Source organism: Haloarcula salina, assembly GCF_049603855.1.
Classification (GTDB): Archaea; Halobacteriota; Halobacteria; order Halobacteriales; family Haloarculaceae; genus Haloarcula; species Haloarcula salina_A.
This window is the reverse complement of record NZ_CP187146.1, coordinates 1,043,559-1,057,187: the sequence shown is the minus strand read 5'-3', so window position 1 is coordinate 1,057,187 and position 13,629 is coordinate 1,043,559. Positions and strand designations below refer to the sequence as shown.

Here is a 13,629-nt window from a genome sequence, read left to right as displayed (position 1 = left end):
TTCCCTTTTCCTGCGGAGGTGACTGCGGCCCGTCGGTGCGGAACTGACGGGCAGCGTTCGGTCTGCCCTGCGAGTGAGCACGCGAGGAGTCGGTAGTGAGGCGGTCGAGGACCGTGAGAGCCTCCCAGACCACTTCCCGCGGCGTCGCTTTGTGTTGTACTCTCGCCGACTGCCGGTTCGGCAACTATCGAAGTTTCTGAGGCGCGAGCGCCTCGCCGCCGATCCGTGAGCGCTACGTTGCGGATGAACCCCCCGGAGAACGCCTGTTACCGAACCTGAATGCCGGTCGGTGGGTGAAGCATCGCGGCGGCGTTTCGGCCGGCGTCGCCGGCCACCTGTGACGAACGGAATCAAACAGCGCCCTCGGCTATAATCTCGGAATTCGAATATATCAGGTAGAGATACGCTTAAATAGTTGGATTCCCAACTCATAATAATTCGACGTTCGACGAACTAACCATCGACTGTAACAGAAATTACGTATAGATATCCCAACATATTGCGGGATTCCAGAGAACCCGTGTATTGGGAACAATAGCGCTATAGAGCACCTATATCACGAAGTTCCTTCGACGGAATCGTGGTGCATGGTAACATTTGTATTTTGGGAAAGAGTTTAGTTAGCTTCTGGAGAATACTCAATTGATCAACCCATGACAGGAGACACACACCTTCGGGCGGAACTGTATCTTCGGGGCGACACCTACGGGACGTTCGACGCGCAACAGCAGGTGCTGAACCGGGTCAAGCGCCTCGAAGCGAACGGCGTGTTCAGCGAGTCGATGGTCGCCGGCGAGTGGCAGCGCATCCGGACGATGGCCGAGGACAAGCGCTCGGGCGCCATCGCCACCTACGAGGAGTTCAAAGACTGGGCGGACCGCAACGGTCACTCCCTCGAACCGGCCTTCGAGCGCCGGACACGGAGCTACGTCGGGATGGACCGCGTGGACGAAGTGGTCGTGTTCCCGGTCGTCTCGCTGGCGCTGTACGAGGGTTCGACGCTGGAGGCCGTCTTCCCCTGTACCGACGCGGAGCGGACCTACACCGTCGGGGACGCGCTGGAGGCCTTCGAGCGCGGCGACGAGAACTGGCTCGCGCAGTTCGACTCCGTCACGGTCGGCCGCACGGAACCGTGGCTCGAACCGGGCGTCGAGACGACGATCTAACCCCGGAGCGCTTCGACCGGTTCTTCGCTCGCCGCTTTCCAGGCTGGATACAGGCCGCTGACGATACTCGTCACCACGCCGAAGGAGAACGCCGCGCCGAGGTACCAAGCGTTCGCCATCCTGAAGACCGCGGTCGCGTCGCCGACCGTGTAGTGATTGATCGCCAGGCCGGCGCCGAGACTCAGGACGACGCCGGCGACGCCACCGAGAACGCCCAGTAGCGTCGCCTCCATGAGCATCACCTTCAACACGTCGCGTTTCTGGTAGCCGACCGCTCGCAAGACGCCGATCTCCTCGCGGCGCTCGACGGTCGACATCAGCATCACGTTGAGGATGGAGATACCGGCGACGAGCAGCGAGATCGAGGCGATGCCGACGAGGACCGTGTTGATGATCTGGAACTGCTGTTCGATGGTGTCGACGATCGAGCCCAATTCCATCACGTTGACGCGCTCCTGTCGGTCGTTGAGCGAGTTCCGAATGGCCATCGCCGTCTCGTTGGCTCGCGAACCGGAGGACTCGATGACGTAGACCTGCGAGTAGCCCCGCTCCTGGAAGGAACTCGCAGGGAGGAGGATCCGGTTGTCGGGGTTGAGCGAGGAGAAGGCGTCACCCTCCGCGAGGACCGCCCTGACGCGGACGGTGCTGTCGTTGACGGTGATCGTGCTCCCGGGGTGGAGGTCGTGTTGCTCGGCGAGGTGGGCTCCCACCAGCGCGCCGGTCCGGAACGGTTCGGTGACGCGGCCTTCGCTGGCCTCGTATAGTTCCGCGGGGTTCTCGACGCCGTATACCAACTGTCTCCCTGTCGTCCGTCTGTCGAACGAGACCGGTTCGACGCGCTGTTTGACCGGCGCGACCGTCGCCGTGGGGCTCGAAACCCGGCGGATGTCGCGCACGTCGCGCTCGGTGAGTTCCGTGACGTTCTCCCCGGCGTTCGGCGAGACGGTGATCTGATTGCCGATGTCGCCGAGGTTCTGGGTGAACGAGTACTGGAGGGCGACGCCGAACATCCCGAGCGAGGCGATGGCGATGACGCCGATGACGATGCCCAGCGACGCGAGTAGCGACCGCATCTTCGTCCGCGTGAGGTTTCGGCGCGCCATCAGCGCTGCCGGGAAGTACCTACCCGCCACTCTTGCGCTCCCTCCCGATGGTGCCGTCGACGAGATGGACGGTCCGGTCGACGTACTCGTTGACGAGCTCGTCGTGCGTGACGGCGACGATCGCCACGTCGTCCTCGTCGGCGATGCGCTGGAACTCGTCCAAGATCTGGCGGCCGGTCTCGCTGTCGAGATTACCCGTCGGCTCGTCAGCGAGCAGGATCTTCGGTCGGTTGATCAGCGAGCGAGCGATGGCGACGCGCTGTTTCTGGCCGCCCGAGAGTTCGTCGGGGCGGTGGTCGAGTCGATCACCGAGCCCCATCCGTTCGAGGAGCGACCGCGCCCGCTTCGTGAGTCCCGCGGGCTGGTCGAGCAGCAACGGCACCTCGACGTTCTCGACCGCCGTTAGCGTCGGCAGCAGGTAGAAGTGCTGGAAGACGAACCCGATGGTCCGCTTTCGGAGCGCTGTCCGCTTGCGGTCGCTGAGGCCGGTCACGTCCTGTCCGTCGAGGCGGATCCGTCCCTCGGTGGGGGTATCGAGCAGTCCGAGGATGTTCAGCAGGGTCGTCTTCCCGCTACCGCTCGGCCCCATGATCGAGACGAACTCACCGGCGTCGAGGTCGAAGTCGACGCCGGCGAGCGCGTCGAGCGTCTGGTCGCCGGTTCGGTAGCGCTTCACCAGATCGTCGGCGTCGACGACCTTCATACGTCCAGGTCGTCGTCACCGCGGCGATATCGGCGCACGAGGACGCCCACGACGAGGAGGACGGCCACCCCGGCCACGGCGAGGACCGGCAGGAGACCGCTCTGGCCGCCGCCACTGCTCTCGGGAGTTTCGGGGGCCGCGGCCCCGCCGAACTGGTTCAGGTCGACCGAGAACCGCTGTGTCTTCCGGTCCTCGTCGACGAGGTACGTCACTTCGAGCGGGATCGACGTGGCGTTGCCCTCGGTCCGCGCGTACACGTCGAACGAGACGAAGTCACTCGCCGGCACCGTTCCGACGAAGTAGTCGCGGTTCGGCGTCGCCGGTGTGACCATCTCCGTGTCGACGACCCTGACGAGGACACTGTCCGCCGCCGTCGAGCCGACGTTGCTCGCGCTGCCGGAGATCTGGTAACGTGAGCCCTGGCGCACGATGTCGAGCCCGGTGAGTTCGATCGTTCCCGGCACCGATCTGAGTTCGGTCTCGGTGACGGCGCGGCGGGTCTCGGAACCGAGATCGTAGGTCGCCGCGACCCGCACGTCGGCGCGCGGTTCGTTCATAGTCGCGTTCAGCCGCACCCGCTTTGACGAACTGGCAGAGACGTTCTCGATGAGGGCCCGCGGGAACGTCGCGTTCTCGGACCGGGCGGTGATCGCCACGTCGGAGATCGGGACGTTCGCGCCGTTCGAGACCGTGACCTGCAGGGCGCGTTCATTGCCGCTACCGACCGCTTCGGTGTCGATGGAGACGTTTTCCCGGAGCGGGTCGGTCTCGATCGTCGTAGTCCGCGAGACGTTGCGTCTGGTGTTACCTTCGATCGTGTAGCGGACGGTGGCCGTGAGGTCGTGGTCGCCGGCCGTCCGCGGGCGGAAGCGGAACGGAGCCGTCATGGAGCCGTTCTGCGGAACGGTCGCCTGAACCGTACGGCGTTTCGTCATCTCGACGCCCTGTCCGCGGACGACGACCTCGACGTTCGAGAGCTGCGTGTCGAGCCCGTTAGCGACAGTGACGCGGCCGCCGGACTCGACGCCGGCGACGGAGTCGTTCGCCGTGATGTCGACCTGCGGGTGGTTCTCTTCGACCTGGAGCAAGACCGGGTACCGGATGGTGACGCTCTCACCGGAGCCCCGGTCACGACCGTAGACGATGACCCGGAGGTCACGCGTGCCGGCCGATCCGAAGGAGGCGGTCAGCGGTACTTCGAGGGAGCTTCCCGGCGAGATCGAACCGAGGTCGGACACCCGTTCGTACTCGGTGATGCCGCGGCCGCCCGACCGCCGGATGGCGATGTCGTTGATTTCGAGCGGCGAGTCGCTGCTCTCTAGATTACGGACGGTGGTGTCGAACGTGACCGTCTCGCCGGGAGCCGGCGACGACGGCGTCACCTCCACGTCCGAGATGGTGACGTTGACGCTCGCACCGGCCACCGACGGCGGGAGCGAGCCGAGGACGAGGAGACAGACGAGAACGGCCGAGAGCCGACGCATCAGTCCGTCACCCGCAGTCGCTTCGGTCGCTCGGCGTTCCAGTCGCTCAACAGGAGGGGGAGATCGGGGACCGATTCCATGACCACTGCTGCGAACGGCCGAATGTTAAATATACTGACTGTGTTCTCGTTCCGAACCGGCGGGGGAACTGATATACCAGCGGCCGTCCCAGCGGGTGATATGCGCGTCATCTGTGCCGGGCACGTCAACTGGGACGTGACGCTCCACGTCGACCGCCTCCCGGAGCCGGACGGCGAGGGCCGGATCACGGACCGGTCGCAGTCCGGCGGCGGGAGCGCGACGAACGCGGCCGTCGCGCTGGCCGGACTGGGGGCGGACCCGCTGGTGTTCGGCAGCGTCGGCCGCGACGACCACGGGGAGAACGCCCGGCGCGAACTGGCCGAGGCGGGCGTCGAGACGCACCTGGTCGAGTCGAGCGAGCCGACCACGGTGAAGTACCTCATCGTCGACGAGAACGGGGACGTGGCCGTGCTGGGCAACGACGGTGCGAACGAGGCGTTCCGGGCGACGGACTTGCCGGCGGACGCGCTGGCCGGCGCGGACCACCTCCACCTGACAGGCCAGGACCCAGACACCGCCGCACGACTCGCTCGCGACGCCGCGGCCGCCGACATCCCGGTCAGTTTCGACCCCGGACGGCGGCTCCCGTACCGCGATTACACCGACGTGCTGTCACACGCGACAATCCTGTTCTGCAACGACCGCGAGGCCGACCACGCCCGAGACGCGGGGCTCTTCGAGTCGGTGTCGACGGTCGTCGTCAAACACGGGGACTGCGGGGCGACGGCCCACGTGGGCGACCGGACCGTCACGACGCCGGGGTGCCCCGTCGAGTCGGTGGACACCGCCGGGGCCGGCGACGCGTTCGCGGCGGGCTTTATCCTCGCCACGCGGCGCGGAGACGACCTCGACCGGGCGCTCGCCGTCGCCAACGCTTGCGGCGCGCTCGCGACGCAGACGAACGGGGCGCGTGCCGCGCTGGACTGGGACGCCGTCGACGGCCTGCTCGGGACGGACCGCTCGACGCAGGCCGGGCGTTATCGTAACAATCGAACCGATTGACACACCGATCACACTGCCATCGTGGGATCGGGTCTGTACTGTCGTTCACTGGCTATCATTCGCCGACTCGATCTCCTCGACGAGTCGCTCGAACTGCTGTCGGTACTGGGCCTCGGCGCGCGCTTGTGCCAGGCCGGACTCGTCGGCGAACGCGGCGTCGAAGCCCGCCATCCGCCACAGGAGCGTCGAGAGCTGATACAGCGGTCGCCGCCGCTCGTAGCCGTCGCCGAACTCCATCGAACGGTGTTCGCGGTAGCCATCGCGGAAGGCGTCCCGGAGCGACGAGCGGATCTCGGGGTCTCTAAAGGACGAGTCGATGAACAGGAACTCCGTCTGTGCGAGGTTGTACTCCGGCAGCGCCGCGAGCACGTCCTGCCAGTCGAGGACGGCCGTGATCGGCTCGTCTTCGGCGGGGTCGAACAGGAGGTTCGCCGGCCGGAAGTCGTCGTGGACCAGGCGCGGCACGCCGGACTCCGGGACTTCAGCGAGGGCGGGATCGATGGTCTCTCGGGCTCGCGAGCGCACGTCGGCGAAGGGCGTCTCGTCGAGGTTCGAGAGGTGCGACCGGGTGAGCGTCTCGAAGTACTCGCGCCAGCTTCCCATCCAGTCTTCGACGATGAGCCGGTCGTCGTGGAGGGTGAGCCGGCCGAACGCCTCGAACCCGATCTCCGAGTGCAGGTCGCCGAGGTTCCGCCCCGCCTGCGAGAGGACGCGCCGACGGTCCTCGGTCGTGAGGCCCGCGAACTCCTCGGCGAGGTTCTCCCCGTGGACGCGCTCGGTGACGAAGTACGGCGGCACGTCTGCGTCGGGTTCCTCCTCGTAGACGAGGATGCGCGGGACCGGGACCTCGGTCCGTTCCGCGACGTACTCGTGGAGGAACGGTTCGACGGCGAAGGGCACGTCACCCGGCGGCTTGAACTTCACCACCACTTCGTAGGCCTCGCCGGCGTGGTGCAGCGTCACCATGTAGACGTCACTCTGGTGCCCGCCGCCCGGGATCTCGAACTCGAATCCCTCGTAGTCCGGTCCCGACTCGGCGAGAACAGCCTCGATGTCCTGTTCCGGAGTCGACACTGCCTTCGTATTGCAGCGGCGTGTAAATAAATCTGTCAATCCCCTCAGCGCACCGGATCAGCGCTGGCGAGCCGACCGCGGTCCGCAGGGGACACTGCCGATGTCGGGGGGTCTTTGTACCCACAGTCCTCAGGGAGCGGTATGCGCACGGTCGACATCGACGGCCTCCCGGTGGGCGATGGCCACCCCACCAGGATCATGAGCGTCCTGAACATGAGCTCGAACTCCGGGTACAAGCCCAGCGTGTACCTGGACCCAGAAGAAGCCGCCGAGGCCATCGAGGCGAACCTCATCCCCGCCGGCGCGGACATCGTCGACGTGGGCCTCCAGTCGGCCAACCCGAAGTACGAGTCCAAGCCGGTCGAGATGGAGAAAGACCGGCTCGAAGAAGTCGCGCCGCTGGTCGACGAACTGGACGCCGACGTGCCCCTCTCGCTGGAGACCCGCTACGCCGAGGTGGCCGAGGAGGCCATCGGCCACGGCTTCGACCTCATCAACGACGTCTGTGGCTTCGCCGATCCCGACATGAAGGGCGTCGTCGAGGACCACGACGTGCCCGTGGTGAAGATGGCGAGCCCGCCGGACCTCTCCCGGCCGGGCGCGCTGAAGACCATCGACGACCTCTTCGAGGCCATCCAGCGCGACGGCTTCACGGACAAGACCATCATCGACCCGGCCTTCGGTGGCTGGTACGACGGCAAGGAGTTCGAGGACAACTGGGAGCTGTTTCGCCGCCTGCGCGAGTTCCGCGCCTTCGGCCGGCCGATGCTCACCGCGACCAACCGCGAGGACTTCCTGGGGGACCTGGCCGACCAGCCCGAGACCGAGAACCAGCTCGCGGTGTCGCTCGCCGCAGCGACGATGGAGGTCGAACGCGGCTCGCACATCATCCGCACGCACGACACGCGAGAGACCCACGACGTGGTGCGGGTGGCCGACGCGCTCGGCGACGAGCGGACGACCCGCGCCGAGACCGAGCCCGGCCCGACCGTCGCGGAACTGACCGACGTGACCCTGCGGGAGGTCACGCGCCACCAGTCCCTCGGCGAGACGGTCGCCGGCGGTACCGACGACGGCGCGACGCTCACGTTCCTGCTCGGTGATCTGACCGACGATGCCCGCGCCAGCCTCCGGGCCGTCGCGAGCGTCACGGACGTGGTCCTCGTCGAGAAGGACGACGGCGGCCAGTACGTCGGCGGCGCCGCCACGGCGATGAAGGTCGTGGCCGACAGCCTCGCCGAGGACGGCCACCGCGAACTGGCCGGCGAACTCCGCGCGGCGCTGTCGCGGCGTCTGTAGACCGTTCGAATCACGCTACCGCGCGGCGCTGTCGCGGCGTCTGTAGACCGTTCGAATCACGCTACCGCGCGGTCGCCACTCCATTGGGTTGCCGACACTCACTCTGGCGTTTCGGCGCCATCCAGTATGGACGACATGATAAGTCGCTTCGTGCCGCGCCGAAGGAGACCACTGGCAGCAGGCTGTGAGATGTCCAGTTCAGCGGCGACCTCGCTGAGCGTCGCGTTCCGCGGTTCTTCGAAATAGCCAGTTTCGAAGGCGACGAGGAGCGCGTCTCGCTGGCTATCGGTCAGTCCAGCGTCCGTATTTCCCAGACTGGCGTAGTCGTTCACGCGCAGGAGGTCGATATCGATGGTGTTCTGTCGTGCGTAGTCCCAGAGATGAACCAGGTCCGTTCGCTCGGGCATCCAGACAGTCAGGATCCAGGCGCTGCCGTCGTTCTTCATATCGAGGATGACACCGTTCGCAGCCGAAATCACGGGCGAGAGGATCTTCGCTTCGTCCGTGTACTCGAAACTGTAGATGGCTTCGTCGTCTCTGGTTTCGATGACCCGTTCGAACGTGCCGATGGTACTATCCTTCCGTAGTCCCTCTTCGAACCGGCTGAAATCGGCCGACTCGATGCGATAGAAGAATTTTCCAGAGGTCGGGTCAGTGCCGGCCTCCGACACCGACGTGACTGTCGAACTTCGGTCGTGAGTGACGGTCTCTGTAAGCACTATGTCGGGGTGCTCGACTCGGACGACCGCGTTAATGTCTGTCATCGTTCCGTGTGGCCGTGGTGTTCACGTGGGGGTCACGTTGCGGGCAGTTGCGCTCGACTGCGTCGTGAAAATCACACCGTCACGTCGTACGTTACAGGGTGTGATAGTGGCTGGGTGGGGCTTAAGCAAGTCGGTTGGCGAGAGGGACTGAATCCCAGACCTGTGTTCACGTCCATCTCGTCCCTGTGTGTCTGTCAGACCGGGAACGCCGGGCAGGATCAACACGCTCGGCCCGAGCCACTCGGTTCAGACCCCATGGTTGAACAGCGTCGCCCAGAGACGGTCGAACCGACTGCCGTCGAACGACTGGGTTACGCCGGCCGGGAGATAGAACTTTGACTCGGTCGCGCTACTGTGACGGGGCGCTCGGTTTTCTCGTGCCATACAACAGACTACCCGCGTAAGGCCCATCGGTCTGTAGCTTATTCGTATAATCCATTTATATCCCCTCGTCGAGATCTCCTGTGCGTCTCCGCCGTCCCGGATATCGCTTCGTGACCGCGAGTCCAACGCACGGCGGATCCCGTGGAACGGTCCCAACAACCAGTAGACCGGCCGTGACGGGCGAGTTGTGTCCTCCTCAGACCAGTTCGTCCCGCAGGTCGTGGAACGATCCGATCGTGAGATCGGGTTCGCCGGCGAAGGCGTCCCACGGGCCGCCGTCGCGGTTGACCCACACGGACTGCATCCCGGCGTGCATCGCGCCGTACACGTCGAAGTAGCCGGCGGTTACGTGGGCGAGTTCCCCGATGTCGGTGCCGATTCGATCGGCGGCGTGGTGGTACAGTTCGGCCGCCGGCTTGAACGTCTGGACCTCGTCGGCGCTGACGGTGTCCTCGACGAGCCCGCCGATCCCGGCGTGCTCGATCATCGACTCCAGCATCTCGGGGTTGCCGTTCGAGACGACGTAGAGGTCGTAGCCGGCGTCGTACAGCCGGTTCATCCCGTCGCGGACGTCGTCGAACACGTCGAGTTCGTGGTACACCGCGAGAATCTCGTCGCGCTCCTCGGTCGAGAGGTCGACGCCGTGGGCGTCCAGCGCGTACTGGAGGGCATCGCGGTTCATCTCGTAGAACGGCTTGTAGGCGTCGATCTGATTGGCGATAAAGGTGTACGCGAGCGACCGGGAGCGCCACAGCCGCGACACCGGCTCCGGGTTCGGGACCCGGTCGGCGAGGGCCGTCTCGGCCGCCTCGACGTCGACGATGGTGCTGTACGAGTCGAACGTGAGCGTCGTGACGCGGTCCGGGTCGAACGGCATGGCCGACCGTTGGGCCGCGACGCACAAATAGCTCGGTCGCCGCGAGTCGCGCTCGCAGAACCCTGTGTCAGCACGGCGGAAAATAAACGCCGTTCAACGGGCCGCCGTCCCCCTCTCACCCGGATTTATCCCGCCACCACCCCGACAGTGACTAATGCGAACGAGACGCACGCTACGGGCTCGGTCGGGAGTCGGGAAGCCGACGGCGACGGCCGCACGCGCTCGCCCGAGAGGTGTCGAGCGATGACCGTCAGAGACGTGTTCCTCCCGGTCGCGGCACAGCCCTCGGTAGACGCCCTCGTCGACATGAGCCGGCGAGCCGAGGAACGGGGCTACGAGCGGGTCTGGCTCCCGGAGACGTGGGGCCGCGACGCCGTGACGACGCTCACCAGCATCGCCGAGCGCACAGACGAAGTCGGGATCGGGACCTCGCTGCTGAACGTCTACTCGCGGTCACCGGCGCTGCTCGGCCAGACCGCGGCGACGCTCCAGGAGGTCTCCGACGGGCGCTTTCGCGCGGGGATCGGTCCCTCGGGTCCCATCGTCATCGAGGCCTGGCACGGCGTCGAGTTCGACCGACCGCTGAAGCGGACCCGGGAGGCCGTCGAGATCGTGAAGCTCGTCCTCTCTGGCGAGGCCGTCGAGTACGACGGCGACGTGTTCTCGCTGTCGGGCTTTCGCCTTCGCTGTGACCCGCCAGAGCCCGCGCCCGGCGTGGACGCCGGCGGACTCGGGCCGAAGTCGGTCGAACTCGCCGGGCGCTTCGCCGACGGCTGGCACGCGCTGTTGCTCACGCCGGACGGCCTCAGGGACCGGCTCGAAGACTTCGAACGGGGCTGTTCGCTCGGTGACGACGACATCGACGACAAGCGGGTGACGCTGTCGCTGCCCTGCTGTGCACTGGCCGACCGCGAGCGGGCCCGCGAACTCGCCCGCCAACACCTCGCGTTCTACGTCGGCGGTATGGGGACGTTCTACCGCGACGCGCTGGCCCGGCAGGGCTACGAGGAGACGGCCAACGAGATCTCGGCTCGGTGGGCCTCGGGCGAGAAGGACGCGGCCGTCGACGCCGTCGGCGACGACCTGCTCGACAGCCTCGCGGCGGCGGGGACACCCGAAGAGTGTCGCGAGCGCATCGAGACGTTCGAGGCCATCGACGGCGTCGACGCGGTCAGCGTCTCGTTCCCGCGAGCGGCGGACCGCGAGGTCATCGACGCGACGATGGACGCGCTCGCGCCCTGAGAGCGCGACGGTCCCCCAGTCGGTCGGCTACGGCTCCTCGATCGGGTCGATCTCTCCGCGTCGCCCGTCGAGCACGTCGAAGCGCTCCCCGCGCCGGCGTTCGAGCCAGTGGAGCAGCCGCTCGGCCCAGCGGAGCTTCCGGCGCTTCTCGGGGCCAACGTCGGGGTCGTCGAAGTCCCAGCCGGGAAAGGAGAGCGACGACGCGCCGAAGTGGTCGGCGAGGAAGGCGGCGCGGTCGCCGTCGGTGAAGCCCCCGAAGTTGTGGACGGCGACGGTCGGGGCGGCCTGCGTCGTCGGCACGACGAAGGCGGCGTCGTAGTCGGGGACGTGACTGTTCAGCGCCGGGACGTTGTCGCCGTGAGCGTGGACGACGACGGGCGTTCCGTCGGCCGTCAGCGCCCGCCCGGTCGCGGCGTTCTTGTCGAGGTCGGTGACCATGCAGTCGACGGCGACGCCGGCGTCCGCGAGCCTGTCGGCCGCCGTCGACGCGGCGAGGACCACGTCCGCTGCTGCCGCTCGGTCGGCTTCGGCTTCGAGCGACGGGCCCGCGCCGGCGACGGCGACCGTCGCGCCGTCGAGTCCGAGGGCCGCGGGGTCGTACGTCTCGGCACCGTCGAGCAGTTCGCCGAGACGGTCGCGGGCCCGCTCGTCGCCCTCGCGGGGGTAACCGAAATCGGCGAGCACGGCCTCGTAGACGGGTTCCCACGTGTGAAAGTCCATAGCTGTCGCTGCCAACGTAGGTTCCAGATAAACCGAGTTGAGCCGAAATGGCACGTCCGTGTACCCCTACCCGGGTGCCCTTTCGGCTTTCACGCCTGTGTTTTGGGTCCTCCGGTATAAGCTTTCTCTTACTACCAGCCCGCTGTGGTGTTCGCCGTGAGCGGTTCCGAGGTGGGACAGATACCCAGCGAACGGGCGCTTCACGACAGTCTCAAGGAGAGTCGGACCGTACCGCCGGAAGATGGGAGAGGACCTGTCAGAGAGCGAGATAGTCGACGGCGTCCCCGCGTCGCTGGTGGTCGTTTCGAACCGCGAACCGTACAGCCACGAGCGAGGCGCGGACGGCGAGACGCAGGTCCAGTTCGCGACGGGCGGGTTGACGAGCGCGCTCGACCCGGTGATGCGTGAGCGCGGCGGGACGTGGGTCGCGTGGGCCAGCGGCGACGCTGACATGGCAGTCGCCGACGACGGAATCGTCGAGGTCCCGCCGTCGGACCCCGCCTACCAGCTGAAGCGGCTTCCGCTCTCCGAGGAGGCCGTCGAGGGCTACTACTACGGCTACGCCAATCAGGTGCTGTGGCCGCTCTGCCACGAGGACACGGGGCGGATGTGGGCCGAGCCGTCCTTCTGGGAGCAGTACCGCGCCGTCAACGACCAGTTCGCGGCGGCCGTGAGCGAGGTCGCCGACGACGGCGAGCCGATCTGGTTTCAGGACTACCACCTGGCGCTCGCGCCCAGACGGGTTCGGGACCGTCGCCCCGACGCGACCTTGCACCACTTCTGGCACATCCCCTGGCCCGCGCCGTCGGTGTTCCGGCACTGTCCCCACGGCGCGGCCCTCCTGGACGGGGTCCTGGCCAGCGACGTGGTCGGCTTTCACACGCCGGCCTACGCCGAGCGGTTTCTGCGCTGTGTCGACGACATCCTGCCCGGTGCGGTCGTCGAGACGGGCGACGGCGTCGTCCGATACGAGGGCAGCGAGACGCGCGTCCTCGCGAACCCACTCGGCATCGACGCCGACGCCGTCCGAGCGCGGGCACGAACCGCAGATACGACCGCGGTCCGCCGCTCGGTGCTGGGCGACAGCCGCTCGGACCCGACGATTCGCCTCGCTCTCGGCGTCGAACGGCTCGACTACTCGAAGGGGATTCCGGAGCGCATCGAGGCGCTGGCGCACCTCTGGGACCGGCGACCCGACCTCCGTAGCGAGTTCACCTACGTACAGAAGGCGAGCCGAACGCGAGAGGGAATCGCGGCCTACCGGCGCTACCGTCGGGACGTGCTCGACGCCGTCGAGCGGGTGAACGACCGCTTCGGGACGGCCGACTGGCAGCCAGTCGTCTACACCGAGGCGAACCTGGACGCCGAGACGCTCGCCGGCCTGTATCGCGCCGCCGACGTGGCGCTCGTGACGCCCCACCGCGACGGCATGAACCTCGTGGCCCACGAGTACCCGGCGGCCTGCGTCGACGGCGACGGCGCGCTGGTCCTGAGCGACCTGGCGGGCGCTGCGGCCCACATAGACGGCGCGCTGACGGTCAATCCCCACGACATCGCCGGTATCGCCGACGCCATCGAGCGGGCGCTGGAACTCGACGCGGCCGAGCGGCGCGAACGGCTGCGGTCGCTCCGCGAGAGCGTCGAGCGCCTCGACAGTCGGCACTGGGTGGCCAGACAGTTCGGTGCCGAGACGTGACGGTCTCGGCGCAAGTCGGTGACGCGGCCGGCGC

General features: G+C 67.0%; 12 protein-coding genes. 5 read left to right on the top strand and 7 right to left on the bottom strand.

Going from position 1 to position 13,629, the window contains the following annotated elements; all coding sequences use genetic code 11:
* The first annotated feature begins 653 nt into the window (after window positions 1-653).
* Window positions 654-1,166: an HTH domain-containing protein gene (locus ACOZ4I_RS05455; protein ID WP_424003812.1), complete on the top strand. Its 513-nt coding sequence runs from the start codon at window positions 654-656 to the stop codon at window positions 1,164-1,166.
* Here the strand turns inward: ACOZ4I_RS05455 and ACOZ4I_RS05450 are convergent.
* Genes ACOZ4I_RS05450 through ACOZ4I_RS05440 form a run of 3 tightly spaced genes read right to left on the bottom strand, consistent with a single transcriptional unit; the run spans window position 1,163 to window position 4,456 of the window.
* Complete coding sequence (locus tag ACOZ4I_RS05450) at window positions 1,163-2,299, bottom strand: ABC transporter permease (protein WP_424003810.1); 1,137 nt, start codon at window positions 2,297-2,299, stop codon at window positions 1,163-1,165. The genes ACOZ4I_RS05455 and ACOZ4I_RS05450 overlap by 4 nt on opposite strands.
* Window positions 2,289-2,972 (bottom strand): ABC transporter ATP-binding protein, encoded by a 684-nt coding sequence (locus tag ACOZ4I_RS05445; RefSeq protein WP_424003808.1) that lies wholly within the window; start codon window positions 2,970-2,972, stop codon window positions 2,289-2,291. The genes ACOZ4I_RS05450 and ACOZ4I_RS05445 overlap by 11 nt, the downstream gene beginning before the upstream one ends.
* Entirely contained in the window at window positions 2,969-4,456 is a 1,488-nt protein-coding gene (locus ACOZ4I_RS05440) for a hypothetical protein (RefSeq protein WP_424003806.1), read from the bottom strand. Before ACOZ4I_RS05440 ends, ACOZ4I_RS05445 begins: the two co-directional genes overlap by 4 nt.
* A gap of 180 nt (window positions 4,457-4,636) precedes the next feature.
* Between ACOZ4I_RS05440 and ACOZ4I_RS05435 the strand changes: the two genes are divergently transcribed.
* Complete coding sequence (locus tag ACOZ4I_RS05435; protein WP_424003804.1) at window positions 4,637-5,539, top strand: carbohydrate kinase family protein; 903 nt, start codon at window positions 4,637-4,639, stop codon at window positions 5,537-5,539.
* 45 nt (window positions 5,540-5,584) lie between these two features.
* Here ACOZ4I_RS05435 and ACOZ4I_RS05430 read toward each other — a convergent pair whose 3' ends face one another.
* On the bottom strand, window positions 5,585-6,613 hold the full coding sequence (locus ACOZ4I_RS05430; protein ID WP_424003802.1) for a phosphotransferase family protein: 1,029 nt from the start codon (window positions 6,611-6,613) through the stop codon (window positions 5,585-5,587).
* Window positions 6,614-6,754: 141 nt separating this feature from the next.
* On the opposite strand from ACOZ4I_RS05430, the gene ACOZ4I_RS05425 reads away from it, so the two are divergent.
* Entirely contained in the window at window positions 6,755-7,912 is a 1,158-nt protein-coding gene (locus tag ACOZ4I_RS05425) for a dihydropteroate synthase (RefSeq protein WP_424003800.1), read from the top strand.
* Between the two features lie 98 nt (window positions 7,913-8,010).
* Here ACOZ4I_RS05425 and ACOZ4I_RS05420 read toward each other — a convergent pair whose 3' ends face one another.
* Window positions 8,011-8,676 carry a helix-turn-helix domain-containing protein gene (locus ACOZ4I_RS05420; protein WP_424003798.1) on the bottom strand — a complete coding sequence of 222 codons (666 nt, stop codon included), beginning with the start codon at window positions 8,674-8,676 and terminating at the stop codon, window positions 8,011-8,013.
* A 580-nt stretch (window positions 8,677-9,256) separates the two neighbouring features.
* Window positions 9,257-9,937, bottom strand: coding sequence for a haloacid dehalogenase type II (locus tag ACOZ4I_RS05415; RefSeq protein WP_424003796.1), 681 nt, complete (start codon window positions 9,935-9,937; stop codon window positions 9,257-9,259).
* A gap of 243 nt (window positions 9,938-10,180) precedes the next feature.
* Between ACOZ4I_RS05415 and ACOZ4I_RS05410 the strand changes: the two genes are divergently transcribed.
* On the top strand, window positions 10,181-11,179 hold the full coding sequence (locus ACOZ4I_RS05410) for a TIGR04024 family LLM class F420-dependent oxidoreductase (protein ID WP_424003794.1): 999 nt from the start codon (window positions 10,181-10,183) through the stop codon (window positions 11,177-11,179).
* 27 nt (window positions 11,180-11,206) lie between these two features.
* On the opposite strand, the gene ACOZ4I_RS05405 is transcribed toward ACOZ4I_RS05410, so the two are convergent.
* Window positions 11,207-11,899 (bottom strand): 6-hydroxymethylpterin diphosphokinase MptE-like protein, encoded by a 693-nt coding sequence (locus ACOZ4I_RS05405; RefSeq protein WP_424003792.1) that lies wholly within the window; start codon window positions 11,897-11,899, stop codon window positions 11,207-11,209.
* A 241-nt stretch (window positions 11,900-12,140) separates the two neighbouring features.
* Between ACOZ4I_RS05405 and ACOZ4I_RS05400 the strand changes: the two genes are divergently transcribed.
* Window positions 12,141-13,595, top strand: coding sequence for an alpha,alpha-trehalose-phosphate synthase (UDP-forming) (locus tag ACOZ4I_RS05400; protein WP_424003790.1), 1,455 nt, complete (start codon window positions 12,141-12,143; stop codon window positions 13,593-13,595).
* Window positions 13,596-13,629 lie beyond the last annotated feature (34 nt).

What these genes read in the sequence shown, in the direction of transcription:
- ACOZ4I_RS05455 (WP_424003812.1), top strand. Translation starts at nt 654, where the DNA reads ATGACAGGAGACACACACCTTCGGGCGGAACTGTATCTTCGGGGCGAC.
- ACOZ4I_RS05445 (WP_424003808.1), bottom strand. Translation starts at nt 2,972, where the DNA reads ATGAAGGTCGTCGACGCCGACGATCTGGTGAAGCGCTACCGAACCGGC.
- ACOZ4I_RS05440 (WP_424003806.1), bottom strand. Translation starts at nt 4,456, where the DNA reads ATGCGTCGGCTCTCGGCCGTTCTCGTCTGTCTCCTCGTCCTCGGCTCG.
- ACOZ4I_RS05435 (WP_424003804.1), top strand. Translation starts at nt 4,637, where the DNA reads ATGCGCGTCATCTGTGCCGGGCACGTCAACTGGGACGTGACGCTCCAC.
- ACOZ4I_RS05425 (WP_424003800.1), top strand. Translation starts at nt 6,755, where the DNA reads ATGCGCACGGTCGACATCGACGGCCTCCCGGTGGGCGATGGCCACCCC.
- ACOZ4I_RS05420 (WP_424003798.1), bottom strand. Translation starts at nt 8,676, where the DNA reads ATGACAGACATTAACGCGGTCGTCCGAGTCGAGCACCCCGACATAGTG.
- ACOZ4I_RS05415 (WP_424003796.1), bottom strand. Translation starts at nt 9,937, where the DNA reads ATGCCGTTCGACCCGGACCGCGTCACGACGCTCACGTTCGACTCGTAC.
- ACOZ4I_RS05410 (WP_424003794.1), top strand. Translation starts at nt 10,181, where the DNA reads ATGACCGTCAGAGACGTGTTCCTCCCGGTCGCGGCACAGCCCTCGGTA.
- ACOZ4I_RS05405 (WP_424003792.1), bottom strand. Translation starts at nt 11,899, where the DNA reads ATGGACTTTCACACGTGGGAACCCGTCTACGAGGCCGTGCTCGCCGAT.
- ACOZ4I_RS05400 (WP_424003790.1), top strand. Translation starts at nt 12,141, where the DNA reads ATGGGAGAGGACCTGTCAGAGAGCGAGATAGTCGACGGCGTCCCCGCG.